This window comes from Rothia sp. HMSC069C04, from assembly GCF_001812895.1.
Classification (GTDB): domain Bacteria; phylum Actinomycetota; class Actinomycetes; order Actinomycetales; family Micrococcaceae; genus Rothia.
The window spans coordinates 309,346-334,286 of sequence record NZ_KV810762.1 but is presented as its reverse complement, the minus strand read 5'-3'; the positions used below and the strand labels follow the sequence as shown (position 1 = coordinate 334,286).

Sequence of the window (24,941 nt, the reverse complement as noted above, 5' to 3'; positions counted from 1 at the left end):
TGAAAGAAGGAAAAAATCATGACTACTTTCGTCGACATCCACGCCCTGCAGACCCTGCCTCCGTCGAACATTAACCGTGACGACACCGGCAGCCCCAAGTCCGCTTTCTTTGGCGGCGTTCAGCGCCAGCGCGTGTCCAGCCAGGCTTGGAAGTCCGTTATTCGCCGCGATTTTGAGTCGCACCTCGACCGCTCGAAGCTGGGCGTACGTACCCGCCTGGTTGCTGACAAGGTAGTGGCGCGTATCTTGGAGCTTGCACCCGAATTTGATGATGAGAAGGCTGAGGCGGCTGTCGTCGAGGCTTTCAAGGCGGCAAAGATTAAGCTGGAGAAGCCGAAGAAGAAGGAAGACGAAGAAGCAGGCCGTGCTGTTTCTGGTTACCTGATTTTGCTGAGCAACCAGCAGATTGACAAGCTGGCACAGGCAATTATTGATGCTAATGGTGAGAAGCTCGTTGCGAAGGATGTTAAGGAAATCCTCGACACCAACCACAGCGTTGACATCGCCCTCTTCGGTCGCATGCTGGCAGAAGCTGCCGACTTCAACGTTGATGCGGCTTGCCAGGTAGCACACGCCCTGAGCGTTCACGGTTCCGAACCCGATTTTGACTACTACACCGCAGTGGATGACGTTGTTCGTTCTTCCGATGACTCTACCGGTGCGGGCATGATTGGCACCATTGAGATGGCGGCAAGCACCTTCTACCGCTACGCCAACATCAACCTGGATGCACTGAACGCTAACCTGGGTGATACTTCTGCAAGCGTTGAAGCAACCCTGGCGTTTGTCCGTTCCTTCATCAACTCTATGCCTACTGGTAAGCAGAATTCTTTCGCTGCACGCACCCTGCCTGACGCGGTTATCGTAACCGTTCGCAACGACCGCCCCATCTCTTACGTGAACGCCTTCGAGAAGGCTATTACCGAGGTTGAGGGACGCCGCGTGGCTGCAGCTCGTGCGCTCGCATCTGAGGCTAAGAACATTGAAGAAGCGTACGGTTATGAGCCGGTCGCTTCGTATGTTCTGGCTTTGGGCGACCTCAAGGAAGAACTGGCTGGTCTTGGCGAGTCTGTTTCTTTGAAGGGTCTGTTGGAGTCTCTGGAATCTCAGCTGACTGCTCTCACCTCTCAGGAGTCCTAATGCCCACCCTGCTCTTGAAGATGAGCGGGCCGTTGCAGTCATGGGGCACTCAGAGCCGTTTTCGTCGCCGTGATGCCGGACATGAGCCGAGCAAATCTGGCGTGATTGGAATGGTCGCTGCAGCCTTGGGGCGCTCGCGTAACGAGCCGGTTGACGATTTGGTTTCGTTGAAGTTTGCGGTGCGTACGGATGCCTCGGGTACCCTGATTCGTGACTATCAGACCGCTAAGAATTGGGCTAAGAACCCGAATGGTGCGGCTTCTCTTTCGACTCGTATGTACCTTTCGGATGCTGTTTTTGTGGTGGCTCTGGAAGGTGAACGTGAACAGTTGGAGACTGTCGAGTCTGCACTGAAGAAGCCCGTATATCCTCTGTATCTTGGGCGGCGCGCATGCCCGGCTGGTTACGACCTTGTTTTGGGTATCCGTGAGGAGTCTGCTGAGGAGGCTCTGCGTTCGTTGGAGTGGCAGGTTCCTGAGTATCGTCGTAAGGATTTTCCGAGCCCGGTAGCGTTGCGCATCCTGCGTGATGCGTTGCCTGGTGAGCGCGGTGATTTGGTTCAGGATATTCCGGTGAGTTTCAGCTCGGAGCATCGTCAGTATGCTACGCGTGAGGTTGTGTCGGTTGAGCCTGTCCTCGTAAATGTCAAGGAAAATCAGCTTGCACAGAACATGGAGGAAGGGGCTTCTGCGAAGAGTTCTTCTACCCAGGATTCTGAGCCTGATTACATGAAGGCGGTGATGGAAGCATGACGTATTTTTCTCGTTTCATGATTAATCCGCAGCGTCGTGGTGCGTGGAAGTTGTTGCGTAGCCCGCAGGCGATGCATGCAGCCGTGATGGCGACTTTGCCGCCGGATACGGATTATTCTGAGAGCCGCGTCCTGTGGCGTTTGGATGAGTCTAAACATGCTCCGGTTCTGTACATGTTGAGCCCTGAGAAGCCTGATTTTTCGGCTCTTGTGGAGCAGGCTGGCTGGCAGACTCGCCCTGGTGAGAGCGCTCATTATGGTCGTTTGCTGGCGAAGTTGGAGAACGGTCAGGAGTGGGCTTTCCGTCTTGCCGCAAACCCTGTGAAGCGTCACACGAATAAGCAGACGGGTAAGCGCGACACGTTCCCGCACGTGACGGCTGAGCAACAGCAGGCGTGGATTCGTGAGCGTGCTCCGCAATGGGGATTTGAAGTAATTCCCACGGTTGAGGGTCAGGATGTTGAGGAGTGCCCGATGGTTTCTTCTCGTCAGGACCTTGCGTTTGCCCGCCGTAACGCTGAGGGCAAGGTCGGTAAGGTGACTCATCGTAAGGCTCAGTTCGACGGCGTTCTTCGCATCACTGATGTTGAGCTATTCCGTAAGTCTCTGCTTTCCGGTATGGGCAGGGGCAAGGCGTACGGTATGGGCCTTCTGACGTTGGCGCCTCTGTCCCGCTAGGTAATGCGGGTGAAGGGCGGGGGACTGTTCTGTGTGATGGTGCCCCGCCCTTTCTTTATTCACTCATACTTTGTGCCGATGCTGGCACGCTGATGTTCATAGGAGAAGATTATGCAGGGGGCTATTCCTCCGAGCTCGTCTGAGCTGTTTCGTAGTTCTGACCGTTTGAGTTTTGTGTATGTGGAGCATGCGACGATTTCCCGTGCGGATAGTGCGGTGACGTTTGTGAAGGAAGAGGGCGTGGTTCATTGCCCTGCTGCGAGTTTGAGCGCTTTGCTGTTGGGGCCGGGTACTCGTATTACTCATCAGGCGATGGCTTTGTTGGGGGAGTGCGGTACTACGGTGGTGTGGGTTGGCGAGCAGGGTGTTCGTTATTATGCGAGCGGTAAGTCTGTGGCTCGTTCTTCGCGTCTGTTGATTGCTCAGGCGAAGTTGGTGTCGAATACGCGGAGCCGTTTGGCTGTGGCGCGCATGATGTATCAGTGGCGTTTTCCTGGTGAGGACACGAGCGAGCTGACGATGCAGCAGCTGCGTGGTAGGGAGGGTGCTAGGGTGCGTTCTGTGTATAGGCAGTGGTCTGAGCGGACTGGTGTTCCGTGGGAGCGCCGTGAGTATGATCCGAATAATTTTGGTGATGGGTCACCGATTAATCAGGCGTTGTCGGCTGCTCATGCTGCGTTGTATGGGATTGTTCATGCGGCGATTGTGTCTTTGGGCTGTGCACCTGGGCTGGGGTTCGTGCATACGGGACATGCTTCTTCTTTTGTGTATGACGTTGCTGATTTGTATAAGGCGGAGGTTACGATTCCTGCTGCGTTTGAGGTGGTTGCTGGCTATACGGAGGGGATGGATATTGGGTCTGTGACGCGTAGGGCGGTGCGTGACCGTATTCGTTCTGAGAAGGTGATGGAGCGGGTTGTGCGGGATATTCAGCGGCTTCTGCTGTCTGAGGAGGTTCCTGAGGAGATGCTTGATAGTACTGAGATGCTTTTGTGGGATGAGTACACGGGAGGTACTACGGCACGTGCGAATTTCTCTGGAGACGAGTCATGATTGTGATTGTGTTGTCAGCTTGTCCGGTGAGTCTTCGTGGTGATTTGACGAAGTGGCTTTTGGAGATTAATCCTGGCGTGTTTGTGGGGCGTGTGAGCGCCAGGATTCGTGAGAAGTTGTGGGCACGTGTGTTGGAGTCAGGTGGTACTGGTCGTGCGACTATGGTGTTTCCGGCGGATAATGAGCAGCGGCTTGAGTTTCGGGTGAATAATGCGGATTGGGAGCCTGTCGATTTTGAGGGTGTGAAGCTGATTTATCGTCCGGTGGTTCGTAAAACGGTACCTAAGTCAGGGTGGAGTAAGGCGAGTAAGTATAGCCGTGCTCGTCGTGGTTAGGAGTTACTGTTTATCGTGTATTCTGGAGTCAGGCTCTGGCTCCAAAGTGATTCTATTTTGCTGATGTAGGGGGTAAAACCCCATGTCAGCAAGTGTGTTCCCCGCGCGAGCGGGGATGAGCCGCGCGGCAGCGTTTCGAGCGCGAGAACCCCGGCGTGTTCCCCGCGCGAGCGGGGATGAGCCGAGCTGGTACAACCGCCGCTCTAGCCCCGGTGTGTGTTCCCCGCGCGAGCGGGGATGAGCCGCCGCGGCAACCTGTTCACCCAGCGAACCAGCCGTGTTCCCCGCGCGAGCGGGGATGAGCCTAATCACCACTCAATAATATTTGACTTATTCGAGTGTTCCCCGCGCGAGCGGGGATGAGCCGCCGTTGGAGCACCCGCGCGCGAAGGTGGACGGGTGTTCCCCGCGCGAGCGGGGATGAGCCGAAGCCGCGTGTTTCCCCGTCTATTGACGTTCAGTGTTCCCCGCGCGAGCGGGGATGAGCCGGTGTCAATGAGAATTTCGGTAGGGCTCTGGGTGTGTTCCCCGCGCGAGCGGGGATGAGCCGACAGAGGCGCTACCTCAAACCCGAGGAAAGCCGTGTTCCCCGCGCGAGCGGGGATGAGCCGAGGGGGAATATCCCCAACCACCCATCTGCTTAGTGTTCCCCGCGCGAGCGGGGATGAGCCCGAAAGGAAGCGCTAAAATGCCTCGACTTCACCGTGTTCCCCGCGCGAGCGGGGATGAGCCGCGCCGGGGCATTGTTCACTACGGCGGCGGCCTGTGTTCCCCGCGCGAGCGGGGATGAGCCGAGTGTTAATTTTCACGGCGGGTATCCTTCTGCGTGTTCCCCGCGCGAGCGGGGATGAGCCGACTTTGCCGCTACTCCCGACCGTATCCTAGTCGTGTTCCCCGCGCGAGCGGGGATGAGCCGATCAAGCAGTTTCACGATTACGGTTACTTGCAGTGTTCCCCGCGCGAGCGGGGATGAGCCGTCAAATATTATCGATTGGTGATGCATCATGGCGTGTTCCCCGCGCGAGCGGGGATGAGCCTTCAGTCATTCACAGGCACCGCTCTACAGGTGAGTGTTCCCCGCGCGAGCGGGGATGAGCCGTACCTGAAAATCCAGAGACAAATCAGGCTCCCGTGTTCCCCGCGCGAGCGGGGATGAGCCGTAATCCTTGTGGCCGTGGATGTAGAAGCTCTTGTGTTCCCCGCGCGAGCGGGGATGAGCCGGGTTACAAGCTGCCCGGTCTGCTGGAAGAATTGTGTTCCCCGCGCGAGCGGGGATGAGCCGCCGGGGCGTTGCTTCCACATAAACATGCGCCAGTGTTCCCCGCGCGAGCGGGGATGAGCCGCCCGGCGCAACCGCCCCGGCTTTCGAGACTAAGTGTTCCCCGCGCGAGCGGGGATGAGCCGATGCCGCCGCCCGGCGGGTCTATCGGTAATATGTGTTCCCCGCGCGAGCGGGGATGAGCCGGTGTTACATTTTGGGCAACATCAAGCGTGATAGTGTTCCCCGCGCGAGCGGGGATGAGCCGAGCGCGGGCTATGGGGATGCGAGAGTAGAGGTGTGTTCCCCGCGCGAGCGGGGATGAGCCGAATGTGGAACATGGTAAGCGGGTCGATAAACGGTGTTCCCCGCGCGAGCGGGGATGAGCCGCTGCTCATTGATGAGCGAGGAAAGGAAGCCTGGTGTTCCCCGCGCGAGCGGGGATGAGCCGAGCGGTTTTATCTCGATTAAGCACGACGCGACGTGTTCCCCGCGCGAGCGGGGATGAGCCGGAGCGCAAAGAAAAGCTCACTCATCGACGGACGTGTTCCCCGCGCGAGCGGGGATGAGCCTACGGTGTACGAAGACATGTTCTAACCCTTCTTGTGTTCCCCGCGCGAGCGGGGATGAGCCGCGCGTTAAAATCGCCGTTACGCAAATCGAGTGGTGTTCCCCGCGCGAGCGGGGATGAGCCAGCGCCCGCCTTGTAATCGTCTTTGATGACGAAGTGTTCCCCGCGCGAGCGGGGATGAGCTGACGAGGTACGCGCCCGGCTTCTAGAATTGGGTGTGTTCCCCGCGCGAGCGGGGATGAGCCGAATTTCTACGGCTTCTTCCAGCTGCTCGATAGGTGTTCCCCGCGCGAGCGGGGATGAGCCGTTTCGGCGGTGAAGTATTTCGGCGTGCCGTCAGTGTTCCCCGCGCGAGCGGGGATGAGCCGCCGTCCGCCGGAAAAAAAGCCCTTCGAATCATGTGTTCCCCGCGCGAGCGGGGATGAGCCGCTGTTCTTTTGATTCTTTTTCCTAGTAGCTTTGTGTTCCCCGCGCGAGCGGGGATGAGCCGCCGCCGCCCGGTTCATCCGCAAGACACAGCACGTGTTCCCCGCGCGAGCGGGGATGAGCCAGTTCGGCGGCGTGAACGAGCTTCGAGAACTGAGTGTTCCCCGCGCGAGCGGGGATGAGCCGCCCGCGGCACATTAATGCAATTCCTTTTTGAGGTGTTCCCCGCGCGAGCGGGGATGAGCCAAAGCCTGCGCCGGCGGCGGTGTAGCGGTGGTTATGCTCCCCGCACGAGCGGGGATGAGCCGACACGATGGCGGTTCTTGGTGATCCAGGAAAAGTGCTCCCCGCGCGAGCGGGGATGAGCCGTCGAGAGCCGAGTGCGAGCCAAGACCGATAGCGTGTTCCCCGCGCGAGCGGGGATGAGCCGTAGCCTCCTTCTCCGTGGGTCTCTGCAAGGACGTGTTCCCCGCGCGAGCGGGGATGAGCCGTACCAAGAACGGCATGATTACTATGAACGCGAGTGTTCCCCGCGCGAGCGGGGATGAGCCGAAGGAAGCGGAAGCTGCCGCTGAGGGCGAAGTGTGTTCCCCGCGCGAGCGGGGATGAACCGAAGGGTGATCGCTGGAACATCGAAGGCGTGAAGTGTCCCCTGCATGAGTGGGGAGCATGTATCGCCTAATCCTCTCAAAATCAGGGTGTTTCAAACATTGAAAGATGTTCAGATGCTGGTGCCATGCTTCTTCTTGGTCAGTAGAATGGTATACACCTTGCTATGTCGCAAGGCACATATCTTGTGAAACAGATAAGGATAAGCTCACCTCGTTTATCTACGACATGCAGTCCTGCATACGGATCCATGTTCTTCCGGGTTTGGTGAAGTAGCTACAGAGCGCGGATTCTGGCGTTGGCTCCTGATGAGACGGACATTCGCAAGGTCGCTAAGGGCCGCGCACTGGTCAGGGGCTGGAGAGACCGGGTGTCCGAAGTTCAGTTTGTGTTCCCGTCGCAGAGGGTTCAGGCGTTGTTGTCGACCGACCCGAACGCGACGAAGAAGAAAGAGGAGATGGAGTCATGATGAAGAAGAACGTAGCGCTGGTTGCTGGCGTGTTGGTGTTGGGTTTGGCCGGTTGTGGCCAGCAGGGTGCTGGTTCGCAGTCGCAGAGTGCGTCTGATGGTGGTCAGCAGGCGGCGGCTGATGCCGCTCTGAACTGGATGCAGGGCACCGCAAAGGTTCGTTGCGAGCTGGAATCAGAGAACTACAAGTACCACGCAAGTGATTGCTCAACTCAGGACAACAGCACCCCGGCTTGGAGTGGTTCTGAAAATTATCGTGTGAAGCACACCGTGCGGTGGGGCAAGGATGCCTGGGCTGTCGTGATCCCTAAGGGGGACAACGACAGCACACCTTCTGTTCTAGGCATGGTGAACGAGGGCGGCCGCTGGGTCCTCAAGTCCCGCGGCGAACTGAACCAGATTGCCAAGGGCTCGAAGAACTCAGAGTGCGCAGCCCTGAGCGGTCCGAACGCCCCGGAATGCGCGGACTAATAGGAGAAAGAAATCATGAAGAAGAATGCTGTACTGCTCGCAGGTGCGCTGATGTTGGGTTTGGCTGGATGCGGACAAGGAACTGCCCCGCAGTCACAGGTTCAGAGCGCGTCTGATAATGGTCAGCAAGCGGCGGGTGATGCTGCGATGTCATGGATTGGCGGCACCGCAAAGGTTCGTTGCGAGCTGGAATCGGAAAACTATAAGTACCACAGTTCTGATTGCAACAGTCAGGACAATAGCACCCCGGCATGGAAAGACCCAAGCATGTACCACCACCAGCGAACTGTACGTTGGGGCAAGGACGCCTGGGCGGTCGTGATTGCTGAAGGTGAGAATGACTCTTCCCCGGTAGTGCTGGGAATGATTAACGAAGATGGTCGATGGGTGCTCAAATCACGCGGTGAGCTCAACCAGATGGCAAAGGGCTCGAAGAATAGCGAATGCGCCGCGCTGAGCGGCCCAAACGCGCCTGAATGTGCAGATTAGCGGAGAAAGAAGAATCATGAAGAAGAACAAAGCACTGATTGCAGGCGTACTAGTACTGGGGCTGGCCGGTTGTAGCCAGGGCACTATCCCTCAAATGCAGGCTCAGAGCCCGTCTGATAATGGTCAGCAGGCGGCGGCTGATGCAGCCCTGACATGGTTCAAAGCAACTGAGCGTGGAGCATGTGAGCTGGAATCGGAAAACTACAAATACCACAGTTCTGATTGCTCAACGCTGGACAACAGCACCCCTGCTTGGAGCAGTGCCGAGAATCGTCATGTTCTCCGTACCGTACGGTGGGGCAAGGACGCTTGGGCAGTCGTTATTGCTAATGGTGACAACGATTCTTCCCCGGCTGTGCTTGGTATGGTGAACGAGGGTGGCCGCTGGGTGCTCAAGTCACGCGGTGAGCTTAACCAAATAGCGAAGGGCTCGAAGAACTCAGAGTGTGCTGCACTCAGCGGTCCGAATGCACCCGAATGTGCTGAGTAACGTCGTATGATTCTGTAGCTTCTGCATCAGCTATCTGTTGAGTAACGGTGCCCTAGTGTTCCCCGCGCGAGCGGGGATGAGCCCAGCTGAGCGGCAATCTTGGGGTTCATGCGCTCGTGTTCCCCGCGCGAGCGGGGATGAGCCGATGGTTCCCTGGCCTGACCACGTTCAGTTGCTGTGTTCCCCGCGCGAGCGGGGATGAGCCCTGCCACTGCATCGTCAGCTTGAGCGCGTTCAGGTGTTCCCCGCATCAGCGGGGATGTTTTAGAAAGCCTTGTTTACCAGCCCTCCCAAAATAGAGAGGGCTGGTAAGCAGCGCACCCAAAAATATCAGCCTAGTTGCACACAAACCACACCCCAGCCGCTGAGCAACGCCTCCCTCTCCTCACCCTCCCACCCCATACCAACTTCCGGCAAACCTTGCCAAATATCGCCCCTACTTCGTTAAATATCAAAAATGGGCGTAAAATCACCGCCGTTTCGTCTTCGCTTTAAAGGGGACCTTAAGGTACGCTAGATGACTGGGTCAGGGAACCATGCCGGTCTCACTCACCGCGCATCCGCCCGACAGACACCCGCCCCTGCACACTGCGTCTCACTCACGCATACAGGGGAGGGAACCCAACGTATCGGCCTCACTCACCGTTTACGCCGCTGTCCGCGCATCCTGCCACCCGTAACTCACTCAACTCAAACAAGAACTGAATAGGACAATCATGCCCTTGCTTACCCATCGACTCTCACGACGATTTTTCGTAAAGGGTGCTTCCGCCGCCGCCGCTGCAGGCGCACTGACCCTGCAGGCACAGGCCGCTCAGGCTGACGAAGCTCCCGCAAACCTTGCCCCGGCAACCGAGGAAACTAAAGGCCCGCGCCTCGTTATTCAGCGTGCCACCATCACCGAAACCGGTATGACCGTCAACTACACTGCACACGGTCTGCGCGAATTCCTCACCGAAGGCACCACCCTGACCGTACGCCACGGCTACGTTCGTAACGACTCTTTCGAAACTCTGCGCTCCTGGCCGCTCACCCCCGAATTTGACGGTGACGCTGACAGCTTCAGCGGTAGCGACCAGTTCCCCATCGAGCTGATGCAGGGTGAGGGTGTCGACCACGCCCTGCAGCTGGATATTTGCTCCGACCCGTGGGGTCAGGAGATTACCCACCAGATTGCTGCGCGTATTCCCTTGGCTGAGACCAAGATTCTGAAGACTTCTTTCGAGGACGTTCCGGGTAGCCACCCGTTCGCCGAGGATATCCGCATGGCGAACCAGAAGAAGTGGCTGATGCCGAACCCGCAGACTGGCGCGTTTGAGCCGGACCGCCCCGTGACCCGTGAGGAGCTTATTGCTCTGCTGAACCACGCTGCCGGTCACGCTGGCGTGAGCGAAAACTCTGAGGTTGCACCCTTCGCGGATGCGGCAGGCCGCCCGACCGCGAACGCCCTGCACTGGGCTCGTGACCGCAAGATTACCGAGCCGCTCACCGGTGGCGACAAGATTGACCCGACCGCACCGGTTTCTCACGAGGAGCTGGCGGCTGTGCTGTTCCAGTACAACGCGGAGGTTCAGCTGACTGAAATGAACGAGGCTGCTGGTTCTCGTTTCCGCGATGTGCTCGGTGCCGGTACTCTGCACCGTTACGTTGCGTGGGCTGGCGCGAACGACATCGTGCTGGATTCTTCGGGTGTGTTCAACCCGACCGCGCCGACTACTCGCGCGGAGCTGGCTCGTTTCATTCGCCGCTACAAGCTGCAGAACCTGCTGTTCACTGACTTCTCGTACGTTTCCTAATTCTCGTACGGCTCCTAAATTTAGCTACCCCCGGCACTGCGCGTGCCTGTTGGGGTTGCGTGAAACCCCCGTCTTCTGGCTTTTGCTGGAGGCGGGGGTTTCGCTATGCCCCGTTGTACGGCGCGCCCTGGGTGGTGCGCCCTGCGGTGCGCTTTGGGATGCGCCATGTCGGGGTACCGTTTTGGCGTGCTATTTCGGGGCGCCGAGTCGTGCCGTGCTGCTACATTGCCGCACCTCGGGGAGTTTTAGTGACAGGCTGTGCCTGGCATATGAAATTTTGCGTTATATATGCCTAAAATCTTGCAAAATCCTGTGCGCTAAGTAAGTATTACCTAGAAGGTAAGTTAAAGGTTGCCTTACTTAATACTGTGTGAAGACTAGTTTCCTTCCTCATGGGCCCACGAAACCCATACCAAAGAGCAGGAAAAACGCGGCGCCTCACCACCCATCGGTGGGGGAGAGACGCACCTTCACGCGCCACCCACGAAAAAGGACATACATATGAACCTCGCTTCAAGCAAGGCATTCAAGGGCCTCGCCGTTGGATCGCTGGCACTGGCAATTTCCGGCGTTGCCACCATCCCCGCATCGTTCGCGGCAGACTCCACCCCGGCGGCAAGCCAGAGCACTGACGCTCGCACCATCACCGACAAGGCGATGGCAAAGATCACCCAGGGCCTGCCCGGTCAGTTCCAGGTCGCATACTCCAAGAAGACCAACAAGATTTGGGTTGCGGGCACCGCTGACCGCGACGAGCACGTTTCCACTATTGCTCGTATTGACGCGAACTCCCTGAAGATTGAGGCTGTCGCCGAGTTGCCCATCGTCAAGAACGACAAGGGCTACTCCTACGAGGGTGCGTACGGTATCACCGTCGATGACGAGGAAGGTACCGTGTGGGTGACCAGCACCCGCGATAACTCCGTTGCCGTGTACGATCAGGCGACCATGAAGCAGCTGTGGACCAATGCGGGTCTGAGCAAGGACGACCCGAACTGGATTGAGCACCCCCGCGAGGTGCGTGTCGATCACGAGTCGGGTAAGGCTTTCGTGACCGGTCGCTTCTTTGTCTCGGCTATCGATCTGAAGACCAAGCAGGTTGAGAAGATTCAGCTTGAGGGCGCACCCGACGGCGGCACCCGCTACATCAGCATGAACATCCTGGTTGACGGCGGTAAGCTGTACGTGCCCGAGCGTACCGGCGGCAAGATTTTCGTCATCGACACCAAGACCTTCAAGGTGGAGACCAGCTTCGACACCAAGGGCAACGCTGAGGGTGAGGTTCGCCCCTCCGACATCGCGATTGACCACTCCCAGAACGAAATTTACGTCTCCTCCCAGGGCGTGAAGGGAGCGAACTCCGGCGTGTCCATCTACGACGCGACCACCCACGAGTTCAAGAAGTTCATCCCGGTCGGCACCCAGGCACTCGCGCTGGACAACGACGAGGCGAACGACCTGGTGTACGTCTCTGACTTCGGCACCGGCAAGGTCGGCGTGATTGACGGCGGCGCAGCAGACAAGCTGATCGCTGAGGTCGCCATGAACGGCGGCAAGGCAAACGACCTGGTCGTACTGCCCAACGGCTCCGTTGTCGCTGTGGACAAGCAGGCTGGCGCAACCGCAACTGTGCCCTACGTCCTCGACGGCACCACCGGCACCGTCAGCACCTCAGATAAGGTCACCAGCAAGCCTTCTAAGGACAAGCAGGGCAACGAGGTTCCCGCCAAGACCTCCGAGATTCAGGCGAACTCCATCCTGAAGTTCAAGGTCACCGCAACCGCAGGCGACAACTCCGAGGTCAAGCAGGTCACCCCCGAAACCCGCGAGTTCCAGGGCTACCCGGCAACCGCCACCAAGACCAAGGCGGCCGACAACAACGCCACCACCCCCTCCACCGAGGCACACCGCACCGTGGACGCAAACGGTAGCGTTGCGAACATCATTCAGGGTCTGCCCGGCCAGTTCCAGGTTGGCTACTCCAAGAAGAACCACAAGCTGTTCGTGCCCACCGTGGGTGCACGCGGCGGCCTCGCTTCCTCCCTGGCACGCGTGGATGCAGACACCCTGCAGACCGAGGCTTTCGCCGAGCTGCCCGTGAAGAAGAACGACAAGGGCCAGTACGGTTACACCTCCGCGTACGGTGTGACCGTTGATGACGTGGACGGCACCGTCTGGGTTACCAACACCACCGACAACTCCGTGGCAGTGTACGACCAGCAGACTCTCAAGCTCATCTGGAGCAACGAGGGCGTGAAGAAGGACGACCCGAACTGGATCGAGCACCCCCGCTCCGTTCTGGTTGATCACGAGTCCGGCAAGGCGTTCGTGACCGGCCGCTTCTTCGTCTCTGCTATTGACCTGAAGACTAAGCAGGTTGAGAAGATTCAGCTTGAGGGTGCCCCCGAAGGCGGTACTCGCTACATCAGCATGAACCTGTTCCTGGACGGCGGTAAGCTGTACGTTCCCGAGCGTACCGGCGGCAAGCTCTTCGTCGTGGACACCAAGACCTTCAAGGTTGAGAAGACCATCCAGACTCAGGGTGAGGATTCCACCGTTGAGGTTCGCCCCTCCGACGTTGCTGTGGACCACTCGCTGAATGAGATTTACGTATCTTCCCAGGGTGTGAAGGGCGTCAACTCCGGTATCTCCGTGTACGACCTGACCACCGGCGAGTTCAAGAAGTTCGTCAAGTTCGGCACCCAGGCGCTCGCCCTGGAGCACGATGAGGACCGCGACCTGGTGTACGTAACCGACTTCGGTACCGGTAAGGTGGCTGTCTTCGACGGCCGCGCTGACGAGGTCATCGGCGAGGTCGAGATGAACGGCGCAGCCGCAAACGACGTGACCCTGCTCAAGGATGGCTCCGTACTGGTCCTCGACAAGAAGGACCGCGACGAGAAGGTGACCCTGCCCTACGTGCTCAACGGCACCACCGGCGAGATCAGCACCGCCAGCGAGTACACCACCCTGCCCACCAAGGACCGCCAGGGTAACGACGTTCCCGCATCGGTTCAGCAGCTGAAGGCTAACTCGATCCTGAAGTTCAAGGTTGGCGTGAAGGACACCGACGCGAGCGCAGCTCCGGTGGGTATCACCCCGACTTCGCTGGACTTTGCGGGTTACCCGACGGTGACCGGTGTGAAGGCTGAGGAGTCGAAGCCGGCTGACCCGAAGCCTGCAGACCCGAAGCCTGAGGATAAGAAGTCTGAGGACGCTAAGTCTGAGGACAAGAAGTCTGACGCTAAGTCTGAGAACACCGCAGAGGCTAAGGATCAGACTTCCAAGGATCAGGCATCTCAGTCTGATTCGAAGTCTGACGCTAAGACCGGTGCACTGGACTCCAAGTCTGCTCCGGATGCTGTGAAGGCTGATAAGTCCGGTTCGGCTGTGAAGAACGGTGGCTCCTCTGCAGGTGGCTCCGATAATTTGGGCAGTGGCTCCTCGGTAGCTAAGAGCGACGCAGGTTCCTCGCAGGCTGGCTCTTCGCGTGGCGCTCTGGCGAACACTGGTGCGAACGCTGTGATGCCGCTGGTTGCTTTCGCTTCTGTGGCTCTGGTTGCGGGTGCTGCTCTGGTGATGCGCCGCCGCAAGGCATAAGCGTAGCGTTTAGTTTTCGGGCGTAAATGCTCGATGTAACGCGTGAGAAGGCGGGTATTTTCTCTTTCGGATTCTTTGAATCTGGGGGAGGGAGTACCCGCCTTTTGCGTGCCCGCTTGGGCTAATGCTGGGTGGGTGGTTTTAAAGCATATTTATATATGTGCACTTGCTTGTAAAAATATAGGTTTTGAATGTTAAAAAATGTGTGGCCCGTGGTGAATGTCGCTGGCGCGCCTCACCTAAACTTTTACATTAATGTGTAAATATAAAAGCATCACAATACCCCTAGTGACCAGGGTTTTTGCCCGTAAGAGCAAGGAAAAACCCTGGAAACGCATCAACCTTCACGTGATACTGAAGGTGAATTAGGGGATCACTCACAAAAACACAAAACACACCCACGTCGCTGCTTGTATTTTCCTGGGAAAACATTGAGGATTAGAAGGTAGGTAAATTTATGCGTTACCTGCATTTCTGCTTTTCGTGCCGTCGAATATGTCACCGCATATTCACGGGTGTCTCGTTAGCATTCGCATGCGGCATGTGAGCACTTCCGTTACACATTTGAAGGACACACATTGAACCTCACTCCCTCCTCAGGTAAAGCATTGAAGGGGCTCGCCGTCGGCTCCCTCGCGCTCGCAATCTCCGGCGCAGCCATGATTCCTGCCTCCTTCGCAGCACCGAATACCGCACATCAGACCGCTTCGCCCAGCGCCTCGGCTCCTTCCACCGCATCGCTGAGCCGCGTTGTTGACACCTCCGCGTCCGTCGCGCAGATTACCCAGGGTCTGCCCGGCCAGTACCAGGTTGCTTACTCTAAGGCGACCAACAAGATTTGGATGGTCGGCGTGGGTGCACGCGGCGACCTCGCCTCCACCATTGCTCGTGTCAACGCAGACACTCTTCAGATTGAAGAAGTAGCAGCGCTTCCTTTCGAGCTGGATAAGAACGGCGAATTTGGCTACATTTCCGCGTACGGCATCACTGTTGATGACGTGTCCGGCACCGTGTGGGTTACTAACACCACCGATAACTCCCTGTCCGTGTTCGACCAGAACACCATGGAACAGATTTGGACTAACCACGGTATCGCTGAGAGCGACCCGAACTGGATTGAGCACCCCCGCTCTGTGCTGGTGGACCACAACTCCGGCAAGGTGTTCGTGACCGGCCGCTACTATGTGTCCGCAATCGACATGAAGACCTTCGAGGTCACCAAGCTGCAGCTGGAGGGCGCCCCCAACGGCGGTACCCGCTACATCGGCATGAACATGACCATTGATGGAGACAAGCTGTACGTGCCCGAGCGCACCGGCGGCAAGGTCTTCGTCATCAACACCAAGACCTTCAAGACCGAGCAGGTTATTCAGACCCGCGGCGAGAACTCCTCCGTTGAGGTTCGCCCCTCGGATGTCACTATTGACCACTCCGAGAACGAGCTTTACGTCTCCTCCCAGGGTGTGGACGGCGTGAACTCCGGTATCTCTGTCTACGACCTGAGCACCGGCGCGTTCAAGAAGTTCGTTAAGTTCGGTACCCAGGCGCTGTCCATGGAGAACGATGAGGGCCGCGATCTGGTGTACGTGACCGACTTCGGCACCGGCAAGATCGCCATCTTCGATGCTAAGACTGACCGCGTGATCGGTGAGGTTGAGATGAACGGCGGTAAGGCTAACGACCTGACCGTCACCGAGGATGGCTCCGTCATCGCAGTGGATAAGCAGGACATCGCTAACACCACCGCGGCAGTACCCTACGTGCTGAACTCGAAGACCGGTGACGGCTCCATGACTGACACCTACACTTCCAAGGCGACCGTTGACCGCAACGGCAAGGCTGTTCCCTCCTCGCAGCAGAAGCTGGTTCCGAACTCCATCGTGAAGTTCTACGCTGAGGTTTCCGAGGGCGAGTTCACCTCCACCGCGACCATTAACCCCGCTAAGGTTCCTTTCCAGGGCTACCCGAAGCAGGCTACCGCAGTGCTGATTGACCCCACCCTGAACTTCGCTGAGGGCACTGTCGACATTACTCGCCCCTATACCTTCCATGTGTCCGGCTATGACTTTGAGAAGCCCCCGGCTGAAGGTATTCGCCTGTTCCTTGTCAAGGAAGGCGAATGGTCGATGGGTTTCGACAAGCTGACCGATAGCGAACTGGCAAGCATTCAGAAGGTCTCGACCGTCGTTCCGGCGAGCGCGTTCGTCTACAACGCACGCACCGGCAAGTACTCCTTCGACGCGACCCTGCGTGTTCCCGCGAACACCATGCAGTACAGCCAGGGTTACCTGCTCGGTACTGTCACCGCTGGTTCTGACGTGGCTACCAACCGTAATTACGATTCGGCTGTTTCGCTGATTGTCAACGATGCGAAGGATGCCGGCAATGCAGATAACCGCGATGAGGCTGACGAGCCGGCATTCCCGACCAATGCTTCGGCATCGCCTTCCGCATCTGCTGCTGTAGCAGAAAAGAAGCCGGCAGTTGAACAGCCCAAGGGTGAGCAGTCGAAGGCTGAGGACGCTAACGATCAGCTGGGAACCACCGCGAAGACCGCGCCGCTGAAGAACTCTTCTTCGGTGAAGTCTGAGTCGCAGCCTAAGGGCTCTAGCTCCGATGCTCAGGTGAACGCTTCGGCTACCAAGTCTGCGCCTCAGAGCAAGGGCTCGCTGGCTAAGACCGGTGCTCAGAATGTTCTGAGCCTGTCTGCTGTCGGTGCGTTCGCGCTGATTGCTGGTGCCGCTGTGATGGTGCTTCGCCGCCGTAAGGCATAGTTTCTTGCTCTAGTTTGAGCGGATGCGCCCCGTACACTGTGCGGGGCGCATTTTTGTGTCTATCTGCGGGGGGGGGCGCCTGGTGCTGCTGGAAAAGAGCCGGTGCTGAGGGTCTTGCACTCGGTGTAAAATATGTGACTCAATTCACTGCTTTTCGATTTGGTTGTTCCTGGGAAGCTCTGTATAGTTATATGTGTTGCCAGGGAGACCTGGTAAAAGAGATGTAAATCTCACGGCCCCATCGTATAGCGGCCTAGTACTCCGCCCTCTCACGGCGGCAACACCGGTTCAAATCCGGTTGGGGTCACCACTAGGAAATAAACCCTCAGTCTTCTGACTGAGGGTTTATTTGTTTATTCGGTGAAATTGGTTTTAGATTCTATGGTGCCGCCGTGAGCCTCTCACGGCGCCGCTCCTTACGTCGCGGCACTCCGGGGCATGATGGAATCCCTCGCACGCTCGGCATCATGCCCCGCCACTTCTTACGGCGTGGCATTCGGACGCATAATGAAATCCCTCGCGCGCTCGGCATTATGCGCCCTCATCACCGTACCCATCCGGTTGGGGTCACACTAGGAAAAAAGCCTTGGTTCTTCGGAATCAAGGCTTTTTTGTTTATATCTGTCTTTATTCAAGAAAGAGTAAAAGCGAAAAGCCACATGTGTTTCGAAAAGCAACCATAATGGTGGCTTCTCGAAACACATGTGGCTTCTCAGCGGTATAGGGGACCCGGAATCTACTGTGCCGACGCCTCAGCAGAAGCAGTAGTAGCCTCCGCCGAACCTGCAGCAGTCGCCTCTGCAGACGCAGTACCCTCAGCCGAAGCGCTCGGGCTCAGCGACGGAACCGGCGAAGCAGACGCAGTACCTGGAGCGCGACGCACCATACGCCAAGTGCCGTCCTGGTAGTGCGCCACAATCTGGCCAGCCACCGGCTTGCCCGGGTACTTGAACACCTCGGTCAGCGGCTGCACACGATCGTTGGTCTTGCTGTACACGCCAGCACCCTCAGCACCATCAATCACCATCTCGGTTGCCCAAGTGTAGTAGCCGGTGCGGATGTCCTTGGTCGGGCGGTCAGCGGTCAGCGACAGAACCATCGGACGCTCCGAACCAATAACCCAGCCGCTCTCCGAAGCGTACATGCTCTGGAAGAACTCAGCCACGGTCGAGTAGTCGCCGGTGTGGTCAATGTTCGTGAAGCGGGTACCGTCACCGGTCAGCAGCAGGTAGTTCAGGGTAGCCTGCCAGTACGCAATGAACGCGTGCAGACCCTCAACACTGTTCTCACGCAGCTTCGCCGGCTCCACGGGGATCGCAACGTTCACTGCCTTGTGCTCCTTGGTGCCGGGCTCAAAAGTGCCGGTGGAGGAGTAGTCGGCAAGAACGACCTCACCCTTCATGCTGGGGCCAGGCTCAACGGTAGTGGTTGCCTCCGCGGTGGGGGAGACGGATGCGGTAGCGCTCGCGGATGCCGAAGACTCGGGTGCGGATGCGCTCGCGGTTGCTGAAGATTCGGAGGACTTTGAGGAACATGCGGCAAGAAGTGCAGCGGTGCCCAGGCCCAGTGCGGTCAGGGCGGTGCGGCGGGTATACATGGTAGACATGGGGCTCTTTCTGAGGTGAATAAAGTATGTGCCGGTATTGAACTAATTCCAGAATATCGCAGGGGAGCGGCCAGCCCAATGTTGTGTGCGCCTTCAACGCCGTAAAAGCGGCGGTAGATGACGAAAAACACGGGGCACAGAGATTTTCGCACGACTACGATATGACCGGGGTTCTAAATGGAGGTGCCGGAGCTGCTCGCGCTTGAGCTGGGTGAGCTCGTTGTAAGTTTGGCTGGTTCATTCCGAACCGTCCAGGCGCCATCCTGATACTCCAAGATAAAGAAGAACTCATAATCACCGGGGCCGCTACTCAATGAAGCCATGGTGAGTTCCCTGCCATCTGTGTAGTGGATTGTTGCTTCCTTGTGGTAGCGGCTGCTGACCCTCCAGCGATATTGGTGCTCGCTAACCTTCTCCGGAGCGTCCTCGGTCAGTTCCGCTGAGATTGGTGCATCGGTGCCGTACATCCAGCCAGTGTTGTTCTTGTAAAGCTCAACGAAGGCTTCTACCTTGTAGAGGTCGTTTCGGTTTGTGTCCACAGCCCTGAAGGGTTCAATATCGCCGGAGAGTAGCAAGTAATTGAAAGATGCGACCCAGAATCCTATGGCGGCGTACATGCCCTCTGTCGTCTTGGCCCTCATCTTTGCAGGAGGAATGGGCTTGGGTGGGTTCTCTGCCTTCTTTGATCTGGTTGCCGGAACGTAGGTGCCGCGTGATTCGTAGCCATTGAACTTCAGTTCGCCCTTGTAGGAGCGCTGCGCATCGGGTGTGCTCTGGTCGCTGAGCGGGCGGATATCGCTGGCGCAGGCGGTCAAGGAGGCGAGCGCGGCGGTGGTGGCGATGCCAAGGGCGGCGCGTCGGGTCACGAAGGTAGACATAAGGTACCCTTCAATAGATTATCGGTGCATCTACTTCAGGGCACCTTAGTGTATTTGGATATGTTTATGATTTCTTGGGTATTAAACCTGGGAAAATACTACAAAAACTGCGTTAGCTAACGAAAAGTGCTGTTTGTTAGGCGTACGTGGTGTCGGTGTCTATGCCACTGCATCCTAAACATTGAGGCCAGAATTGCTTCCGCCCGAGGAGTCGGGGGCAGCTGTCGAAGAGCTTTTCGTCTCAATGGTGACCATCCACGTATTGTTCCGATAATTCAACACAAAAGTGACCTCATCATTAGCAGAGCTGCCGCTCGTATCTGCAATGTGAATATCCCTGTCCTCCGGTACGTAATGGAGAACGGCGGCCTTATGGTTACGGCCAATACCCTTCCAACGGTACTGCTCATCGTCAACCTTCTGTGGAGTCTCTTCGATCAGCTCAGCCAAGAGCGGCGTATCGGTGCCGTACATCCACCCCTCATCCTTCGCGTACAAGTCTACGTATATCTTCATCTTCTGTACGTAGATACCGTCTAGGTCCACGTCCTTGAACGGGGCAGCGTCGCCGGTAACCGTCAGATAGTTCAGGGCTGCGAGCCAGTAGCCCAGCGCCGCATACATGCCCGAGATCGTCTTCGACTTTATGTTCTCAGGAGGAACGGGCATGGGCGGGTTCTCCGCCTTCTTCGTGGTGCTTGCGGGGCGGTAGGTTCCGGTGGACTTGTAGCTATTGAATTTCAAGTCACCCTTGTAAGGGCGCATCGGGTCAACTACGCTCGGGTCCTCCAGCGGGCGGATATCGCTGGCGCAGGCAGTCAGGGAAGCGAGCGCGGCAGCGGTAGCAACGCCCAGGGCGGTGCGGCGAGTAACGAAAGTAGGCATGAGAACCCCTAAACGGTTTGTCAGTGTACTTTTAAGCGTACCCGAAGGAACTGATGCATGTTCAAAGTCCGCTCATGAACGCATAAGGGAACATCGCCACCGCACGTAGGTAAAGAGGAAGCCCCCGCATGCAATCTCAACTGCATACGGGAGCTTCCCTCACTTTTAGAACCAGCCGCTTAGAGGCGGGTTTTAGGCGCTAGCGCTGCTCTTCTCGGAAGAGGATGCATCAGCATCCTCATCACTGAGCATGTACCACGCACCGTCCTTGTAGTCCGCCGCGAAGTTGGTTGCCTCGCTCTTAGTGGATCCATCGACTAGGGGAGCGGGGTCCTGACCCTCAATGTGGATCTTCGCGTTGGGGTCATAGATGATGCGTCCGAGCCAATCGTAGCGGTTGGGTCCGCCCGCGACCTTCTTCGGGGCGTCGGTCAGAAGCTGAACGGTAACCGGCGTATCCGTGTCGTATACCCAGCCCCTGCCGGAAGAGTAGATGATAACAGCATTGCTGCCCTCGTTCGCATAGCGGGAGTACGGGTCAGCCTTCTTGAGCGGCTCGTAATCACCGGTCATAAACATGTAGTTGAAGCTTGCCACCCAGTAGCTGAGGAACTCGTACATGCCCTCAATGGTTGCCTCGTTCATCTTCTCCGGAACAATAGGTTTCGGCACGTTCTGCGCCTTCTTCTCAGCCGTGGCAGGAACGTACTCGCCGTTCTTCTCGTACTTGTCGAGCTTCACCGTGCCCTTGTACGACTTCTTAGCAGACTCAGTCGCTGAAGCAGATGCCGAGGCGGATGCGCTCGCAGACTCAGAAGTGCTGGCACTGGCCGAAGCCTCACCGGAGGCGGAGCTATCAGCCAGCGGGCGAATATCGCTAGCGCAAGCAGTCAGTGCTGCAACCGCGCCGGCACCGGTAGCAGCAGCTAATGCGGCACGTCGAGAAAGAAAAGTTGCCATGAAAAATCCTTAAATGATAAGTAGGGTAAGGGATGAAGCTCTGGAGCTTATTAACCCTATAAGTGAGGTAGATCCTCACCCCTAAGGTGAACTCTGCAAAGATGCTCTAGGCGTTATTAGGGGTAGCCTCAGTCGATGCTTTAGCGCTTGGGCTTGGAGTGCTCTGCTCGCCGCCCTTAGTGGCGGCATAAAACCATCTACCGTCCTTATAGGACAACTTCAGCTTGGCGTGGTCAGGAGTCAAAGCCTTACTAGGGAACATAGGCTCATCTGCTCGCCCTTCAATGCGAGACATCGCATTAGAATCCCTAACAAATCTGATAGGCCAAATATAGAGGGTGTCGCTACCTGATGCCTTTTCAGGCCGGGGGGTTAGCATCTCAGTTTGAACCGGTTTCTCCGAACCGTAAAACCATCCCTCATTGGTTTCGTATACAGTTACATAACCTTGAAAAGCTTTGACGTCCTTGCCAACAGGATCAGCTTCTTTCAACGGTTCAACATCACCGGTAAGTACTAAGTAGTTGAGGCTTGCTTCATAAAAACTATAGGCCGCGTAAGCTCCATCAACAGTATTCTCGTACATATTTGCCGGCGGTCGAGGCCTAGGCATGTTCAGCGCCTTATGCGTCTCATCCGCAGGGATATACTCGCCCTTCTTCTCATAGTTGTCGAACTTTACCGGCCCCAGATAGGACTTCTCAGAAGAACCACCCGAAGAGGCGCTAGCAGAAGGGCTCGCAGACTCAGAAGCGCTGGCACTGGCCGAAGCCTCACCGGAGGCGGAGCTATCAGCCAGCGGGCGAATATCGCTAGCGCAAGCAGTCAGTGCTGCAACCGCGCCGGCACCGGTAGCAGCAGCTAATGCGGCACGTCGAGAAAGAAAAGTTGCCATGAAAAATCCTTAAGTAGTGCGTATCAGAAGATGAGGGAAACTAACTATCGTTGTTCAAAAGCATGCGCCACATGCCTTCCTTGTACTCCATGATGAACTTCGTCGTGCGAGGAATCGTCTTTTCCTCCTCAACGATAGTCGCATCAGGCTCACCCTCAATGTGGTACTTAGCGGCAGCGTCATACGCGACGGTCACAAGCCACTCGTAACGGTCCGGCTTATTAGCAACCGGCTGAAGCTCATTCTCCGCAATCTCAATCTTGTACGGCTGATCCGAACCGTAAATCCAACCCAGACCCGACTCGTAGAGCTTAATCATGGTCCTAGAGTTCCTCAAAAAAGCCTTCGCAGGATCCGCCTTCATCAGCGGCTCAACATCGCCGGTCAGAATCAGATAATTCTGGGAAGCAAGCCAATAACCCATCAGAGCGTAAGCACCCTCGGGGCTGTTCTCCTTCATCTTCTCCGGGATAAGAGGCTTCGGCACGTTCTGCGCCGGCGCCTCCGCACTCGCCGGAATGTAGGTGCCGCTCCGCTCGTAGTTATTGAACTTAATCGGGCCCACGTATGAGCCGGGCGTGTGATCATCGGTAGGAGAAGGTGACGCCGAGGCGCTCACAGAAGAGGAAGCCGCGCCAGAAGTAGCGCCAGAAGCAGCATTAGAAGCCGAACCAGAGGAACCGCCGGAACCCTGCGACAGCGGGCGAATATCGCTAGCGCACGCAGTCAGCGCTGCAAGAACACCGGTCGCACCCACGCCCAGGAGAGTACGTCGAGTGAAGAAGGTAGTCATCGGAAGCCCTTCGTTGGAGCCAATACAGAGCAAATCACGCCACACACCGTGGCGGGCATGCGCACCCCGTACAGACCTATCAGTACGTCAATGTATATATTTTTAAGGTTACCCGAGAGCCACCACCTAGCCCCCGCGACCACCTCAAGTGTTCAGAAAATTAAGACCCCACACCCAGCGTTTTACCAGGTGCGGGGTCTTGTCACATGAGAAATCACTACGAGAATGACCCCCGCTGCAAAGCGGCAACTACGCGGCGCTAGACAGCTCCCACTTGCCGTCCTTGTACTCCAGGCGGAACCTCGCCACCCTCTTCTTCGACTCATCAGCACTCGTCGCCTTCTCAGGCTGATTCCTATAATGCCGTATCATCTTGGGGTCCATATAGGAAAAGCCTTCCCAAATAAAGCGAGTATTGTCGCTGCCTGGCACCTCACGTGGAGCATCAGTCAGTAGCTCAACAATATACGGAGTTTCCGTACCGTACACCCAACCAGCACCCGACGCATACAGCTTCAACGTGCCAGGATACTTCTCCAAGGCGTAGCCCTCATAGTAAGCAAGCTCAATCGGGCCCGGGTCACCCGTAATCATCAAATGGTTCAAGCTCGCCAGCCAGAAACTCAAGAAAGCGTACGCACCATCAACGCTGTGCTCCTTGAAGTTCTCAGGAGGCGCAGGCTTCGGCACGTTCTCAGCCGGATGCGTAGCGGTCGCCGCAACATATTTGCCGTTCTCCACATAATTCTCGAAAGTGATGATGCCCTTATACTTCCTGCCCGAAGAGCGAAGACCCGAAGCGGCAGAAGCACTCGCAGAAGCACTCTCAGACGCCGAAGGAGAAGCGCTCGCAGACGCTGCGGCGGAAGCAGTTTCGGAGGCGGTCGCCGCCTCCGACGGAGAAGCCGAGCCAGTGCCGCCAGCTAGCGGGCGAATATCGCTAGCGCACGCAGTCAACGCAGAAAGCGCGCCAGCAACGGCAACACCCAGGGCAGTACGTCGAGTGAAGAAAGTAGTCATCGGAAGTCCTTCGTTGGATCCTTCACCCCCAAAGCCGTCAGCACGAAGCTCACAACCTGCAGGTAAAGACCACATGTAGTACGTCAATGTATATACGTTAAGCGTACCCGAGCGCCCCTCCTCCGACCCCGAACATCCGCTGGGTTTTCCCCTGGGTGTTCCCTGGGTTTCCTACCCTGGGGTTCCGCAGAGTTACGGCAGAATTTTCGCAGAGTTTCGGCACAAAGAAACCCCGCCCACGGTGCATTACCGCAGGCGGGGGAGAAGCCTACCTCAAACCGTTAGACCGGAACCGATATGGTGGGGCCTAGACAGAAGAAGAGCTAGAGGAAGAAGCGGAAGCCGACGAAGAAGAGCCTTCATCGCCGGTGAGCATAATCCACTTACCGTCCTTGTATTCCACGGCAACCTTCGCCAGCTTGCCATTCGGGCTAGAAGCGGTCTTAAAGGGCTGGTCAGACTTGCCCTCAATGTGAATCTTCGCATCGGCGCTGTAGTTCATGTATGCCGGCCAGTCGTAACGGGTACCCTTACCGGACGCCTTCTTCGGTGAACCACTAGTCAGCTCAAGAGTAACCGGGGTATCCGTACCGTACATCCAGCCCAGATCGTTCTCGTACATGATCGTAAGTTCCTGCAGACCATTCACATACACATCTGCAGGGTCAGCCTTCTTCATCGGCTCAGTATCACCGGTCATTAGCGCATAGTTAAAGCTTGCCAGCCAGTAGCCAATGAACGCATACATGCCATCAACGTTATCTTCGTTCATGTTCGCCGGGGCGAGGGGCTTGGGCACATTCTGCGCCTTCTTCTCGGCAGTGGCAGGAACGTATTCGCCGTTCTTCTCGAAGTTATCGAACTTCACAAAGCCCTTATAGGACTTGTCCGAAGAAGCAGATGCGGAAGCAGCGGCCGAGGCGCTTTCAGAAGCGGAGCTAGACGCCGAACCTTCAGCCGTCGGGCGAATATCGCTAGCGCACGCAGTCAATGCA

19 protein-coding genes, 1 tRNA gene and 2 CRISPR repeat arrays are annotated in these 24,941 nt (G+C 57.2%); of the genes, 12 read left to right on the top strand and 8 right to left on the bottom strand.

Going from position 1 to position 24,941, the window contains the following annotated elements:
* The first annotated feature begins 18 nt into the window (after positions 1-18).
* The 12 genes from cas7e (at position 19) to HMPREF2879_RS08810 (ending at position 17,219) form a co-directional block, all read left to right on the top strand.
* On the top strand, positions 19-1,140 hold the full coding sequence (gene cas7e, locus HMPREF2879_RS08860; RefSeq protein ID WP_070635354.1) for a type I-E CRISPR-associated protein Cas7/Cse4/CasC: 1,122 nt from the start codon (positions 19-21) through the stop codon (positions 1,138-1,140).
* Positions 1,140-1,892, top strand: a complete 753-nt coding sequence (cas5e, locus tag HMPREF2879_RS08855) for a type I-E CRISPR-associated protein Cas5/CasD (RefSeq protein ID WP_070635352.1) — start codon at positions 1,140-1,142, stop codon at positions 1,890-1,892. The genes cas7e and cas5e overlap by 1 nt, the downstream gene beginning before the upstream one ends.
* Complete coding sequence (cas6e, locus tag HMPREF2879_RS08850; RefSeq protein ID WP_070635350.1) at positions 1,889-2,569, top strand: type I-E CRISPR-associated protein Cas6/Cse3/CasE; 681 nt, start codon at positions 1,889-1,891, stop codon at positions 2,567-2,569. The genes cas5e and cas6e overlap by 4 nt, the downstream gene beginning before the upstream one ends.
* Before the next feature lie 111 nt (positions 2,570-2,680).
* Entirely contained in the window at positions 2,681-3,622 is a 942-nt protein-coding gene (gene cas1e / locus HMPREF2879_RS08845; protein WP_070635348.1) for a type I-E CRISPR-associated endonuclease Cas1e, read from the top strand.
* The gene (gene cas2e / locus HMPREF2879_RS09245; RefSeq protein WP_080976864.1) at positions 3,619-3,957 is read left to right on the top strand and encodes a type I-E CRISPR-associated endoribonuclease Cas2e; all 339 of its coding nucleotides are present in this window, start codon (positions 3,619-3,621) and stop codon (positions 3,955-3,957) included. Before cas1e ends, cas2e begins: the two co-directional genes overlap by 4 nt.
* Before the next feature lie 94 nt (positions 3,958-4,051).
* Positions 4,052-6,825: direct repeats of the CRISPR family, unit length 28 nt; unit sequence GTGTTCCCCGCGCGAGCGGGGATGAGCC.
* Between the two features lie 461 nt (positions 6,826-7,286).
* Positions 7,287-7,760: a hypothetical protein gene (locus HMPREF2879_RS08840; protein ID WP_070635346.1), complete on the top strand. Its 474-nt coding sequence runs from the start codon at positions 7,287-7,289 to the stop codon at positions 7,758-7,760.
* A 15-nt stretch (positions 7,761-7,775) separates the two neighbouring features.
* Positions 7,776-8,249, top strand: a complete 474-nt coding sequence (locus tag HMPREF2879_RS08835) for a hypothetical protein (protein ID WP_070635344.1) — start codon at positions 7,776-7,778, stop codon at positions 8,247-8,249.
* A 16-nt stretch (positions 8,250-8,265) separates the two neighbouring features.
* Positions 8,266-8,739, top strand: a complete 474-nt coding sequence (locus HMPREF2879_RS08830; RefSeq protein ID WP_070635343.1) for a hypothetical protein — start codon at positions 8,266-8,268, stop codon at positions 8,737-8,739.
* A 55-nt stretch (positions 8,740-8,794) separates the two neighbouring features.
* A CRISPR array of direct repeats spans positions 8,795-9,005; the repeat unit is 28 nt; unit sequence GTGTTCCCCGCGCGAGCGGGGATGAGCC.
* Between the two features lie 450 nt (positions 9,006-9,455).
* Positions 9,456-10,535, top strand: a complete 1,080-nt coding sequence (locus HMPREF2879_RS08825; protein WP_070635341.1) for an S-layer homology domain-containing protein — start codon at positions 9,456-9,458, stop codon at positions 10,533-10,535.
* Positions 10,536-11,036: 501 nt separating this feature from the next.
* The gene (locus tag HMPREF2879_RS08820) at positions 11,037-14,135 is read left to right on the top strand and encodes a DUF5074 domain-containing protein (protein WP_070635339.1); all 3,099 of its coding nucleotides are present in this window, start codon (positions 11,037-11,039) and stop codon (positions 14,133-14,135) included.
* A 578-nt stretch (positions 14,136-14,713) separates the two neighbouring features.
* The gene (locus tag HMPREF2879_RS08815; protein WP_070635338.1) at positions 14,714-16,909 is read left to right on the top strand and encodes an LPXTG cell wall anchor domain-containing protein; all 2,196 of its coding nucleotides are present in this window, start codon (positions 14,714-14,716) and stop codon (positions 16,907-16,909) included.
* A gap of 234 nt (positions 16,910-17,143) precedes the next feature.
* A tRNA-Glu gene (locus HMPREF2879_RS08810) sits at positions 17,144-17,219 on the top strand.
* A gap of 426 nt (positions 17,220-17,645) precedes the next feature.
* Here HMPREF2879_RS08810 and HMPREF2879_RS08805 read toward each other — a convergent pair.
* From HMPREF2879_RS08805 to HMPREF2879_RS08770, 8 genes are all read right to left on the bottom strand, one after another.
* Entirely contained in the window at positions 17,646-18,515 is an 870-nt protein-coding gene (locus tag HMPREF2879_RS08805) for a DUF6318 family protein (protein WP_070635336.1), read from the bottom strand.
* A gap of 173 nt (positions 18,516-18,688) precedes the next feature.
* Positions 18,689-19,393 carry a DUF6318 family protein gene (locus tag HMPREF2879_RS08800; protein ID WP_070635334.1) on the bottom strand — a complete coding sequence of 235 codons (705 nt, stop codon included), beginning with the start codon at positions 19,391-19,393 and terminating at the stop codon, positions 18,689-18,691.
* Between the two features lie 174 nt (positions 19,394-19,567).
* Positions 19,568-20,278 carry a DUF6318 family protein gene (locus HMPREF2879_RS08795; protein ID WP_012903688.1) on the bottom strand — a complete coding sequence of 237 codons (711 nt, stop codon included), beginning with the start codon at positions 20,276-20,278 and terminating at the stop codon, positions 19,568-19,570.
* A gap of 192 nt (positions 20,279-20,470) precedes the next feature.
* Positions 20,471-21,238, bottom strand: coding sequence for a DUF6318 family protein (locus tag HMPREF2879_RS08790; RefSeq protein WP_049341418.1), 768 nt, complete (start codon positions 21,236-21,238; stop codon positions 20,471-20,473).
* A gap of 106 nt (positions 21,239-21,344) precedes the next feature.
* Positions 21,345-22,133 (bottom strand): DUF6318 family protein, encoded by a 789-nt coding sequence (locus HMPREF2879_RS08785; RefSeq protein WP_070635331.1) that lies wholly within the window; start codon positions 22,131-22,133, stop codon positions 21,345-21,347.
* A 40-nt stretch (positions 22,134-22,173) separates the two neighbouring features.
* Positions 22,174-22,926 (bottom strand): DUF6318 family protein, encoded by a 753-nt coding sequence (locus tag HMPREF2879_RS08780; RefSeq protein WP_044150524.1) that lies wholly within the window; start codon positions 22,924-22,926, stop codon positions 22,174-22,176.
* A 249-nt stretch (positions 22,927-23,175) separates the two neighbouring features.
* The gene (locus HMPREF2879_RS08775) at positions 23,176-23,946 is read right to left on the bottom strand and encodes a DUF6318 family protein (protein ID WP_070635329.1); all 771 of its coding nucleotides are present in this window, start codon (positions 23,944-23,946) and stop codon (positions 23,176-23,178) included.
* A 307-nt stretch (positions 23,947-24,253) separates the two neighbouring features.
* Positions 24,254-24,941 (bottom strand): DUF6318 family protein (locus HMPREF2879_RS08770; protein WP_246822946.1); only part of this gene is annotated, 688 nt, incomplete at its 5' end.

Bases quoted from the DNA above. Each gene is read 5' to 3' on its own strand.
- cas7e (WP_070635354.1), top strand. From the start codon at position 19: ATGACTACTTTCGTCGACATCCACGCCCTGCAGACCCTGCCTCCGTCG.
- cas5e (WP_070635352.1), top strand. From the start codon at position 1,140: ATGCCCACCCTGCTCTTGAAGATGAGCGGGCCGTTGCAGTCATGGGGC.
- cas6e (WP_070635350.1), top strand. From the start codon at position 1,889: ATGACGTATTTTTCTCGTTTCATGATTAATCCGCAGCGTCGTGGTGCG.
- cas1e (WP_070635348.1), top strand. From the start codon at position 2,681: ATGCAGGGGGCTATTCCTCCGAGCTCGTCTGAGCTGTTTCGTAGTTCT.
- cas2e (WP_080976864.1), top strand. From the start codon at position 3,619: ATGATTGTGATTGTGTTGTCAGCTTGTCCGGTGAGTCTTCGTGGTGAT.
- HMPREF2879_RS08840 (WP_070635346.1), top strand. From the start codon at position 7,287: ATGATGAAGAAGAACGTAGCGCTGGTTGCTGGCGTGTTGGTGTTGGGT.
- HMPREF2879_RS08835 (WP_070635344.1), top strand. From the start codon at position 7,776: ATGAAGAAGAATGCTGTACTGCTCGCAGGTGCGCTGATGTTGGGTTTG.
- HMPREF2879_RS08830 (WP_070635343.1), top strand. From the start codon at position 8,266: ATGAAGAAGAACAAAGCACTGATTGCAGGCGTACTAGTACTGGGGCTG.
- HMPREF2879_RS08825 (WP_070635341.1), top strand. From the start codon at position 9,456: ATGCCCTTGCTTACCCATCGACTCTCACGACGATTTTTCGTAAAGGGT.
- HMPREF2879_RS08820 (WP_070635339.1), top strand. From the start codon at position 11,037: ATGAACCTCGCTTCAAGCAAGGCATTCAAGGGCCTCGCCGTTGGATCG.
- HMPREF2879_RS08805 (WP_070635336.1), bottom strand. From the start codon at position 18,515: ATGTCTACCATGTATACCCGCCGCACCGCCCTGACCGCACTGGGCCTG.
- HMPREF2879_RS08800 (WP_070635334.1), bottom strand. From the start codon at position 19,393: ATGTCTACCTTCGTGACCCGACGCGCCGCCCTTGGCATCGCCACCACC.
- HMPREF2879_RS08795 (WP_012903688.1), bottom strand. From the start codon at position 20,278: ATGCCTACTTTCGTTACTCGCCGCACCGCCCTGGGCGTTGCTACCGCT.
- HMPREF2879_RS08790 (WP_049341418.1), bottom strand. From the start codon at position 21,238: ATGGCAACTTTTCTTTCTCGACGTGCCGCATTAGCTGCTGCTACCGGT.
- HMPREF2879_RS08785 (WP_070635331.1), bottom strand. From the start codon at position 22,133: ATGGCAACTTTTCTTTCTCGACGTGCCGCATTAGCTGCTGCTACCGGT.
- HMPREF2879_RS08780 (WP_044150524.1), bottom strand. From the start codon at position 22,926: ATGACTACCTTCTTCACTCGACGTACTCTCCTGGGCGTGGGTGCGACC.
- HMPREF2879_RS08775 (WP_070635329.1), bottom strand. From the start codon at position 23,946: ATGACTACTTTCTTCACTCGACGTACTGCCCTGGGTGTTGCCGTTGCT.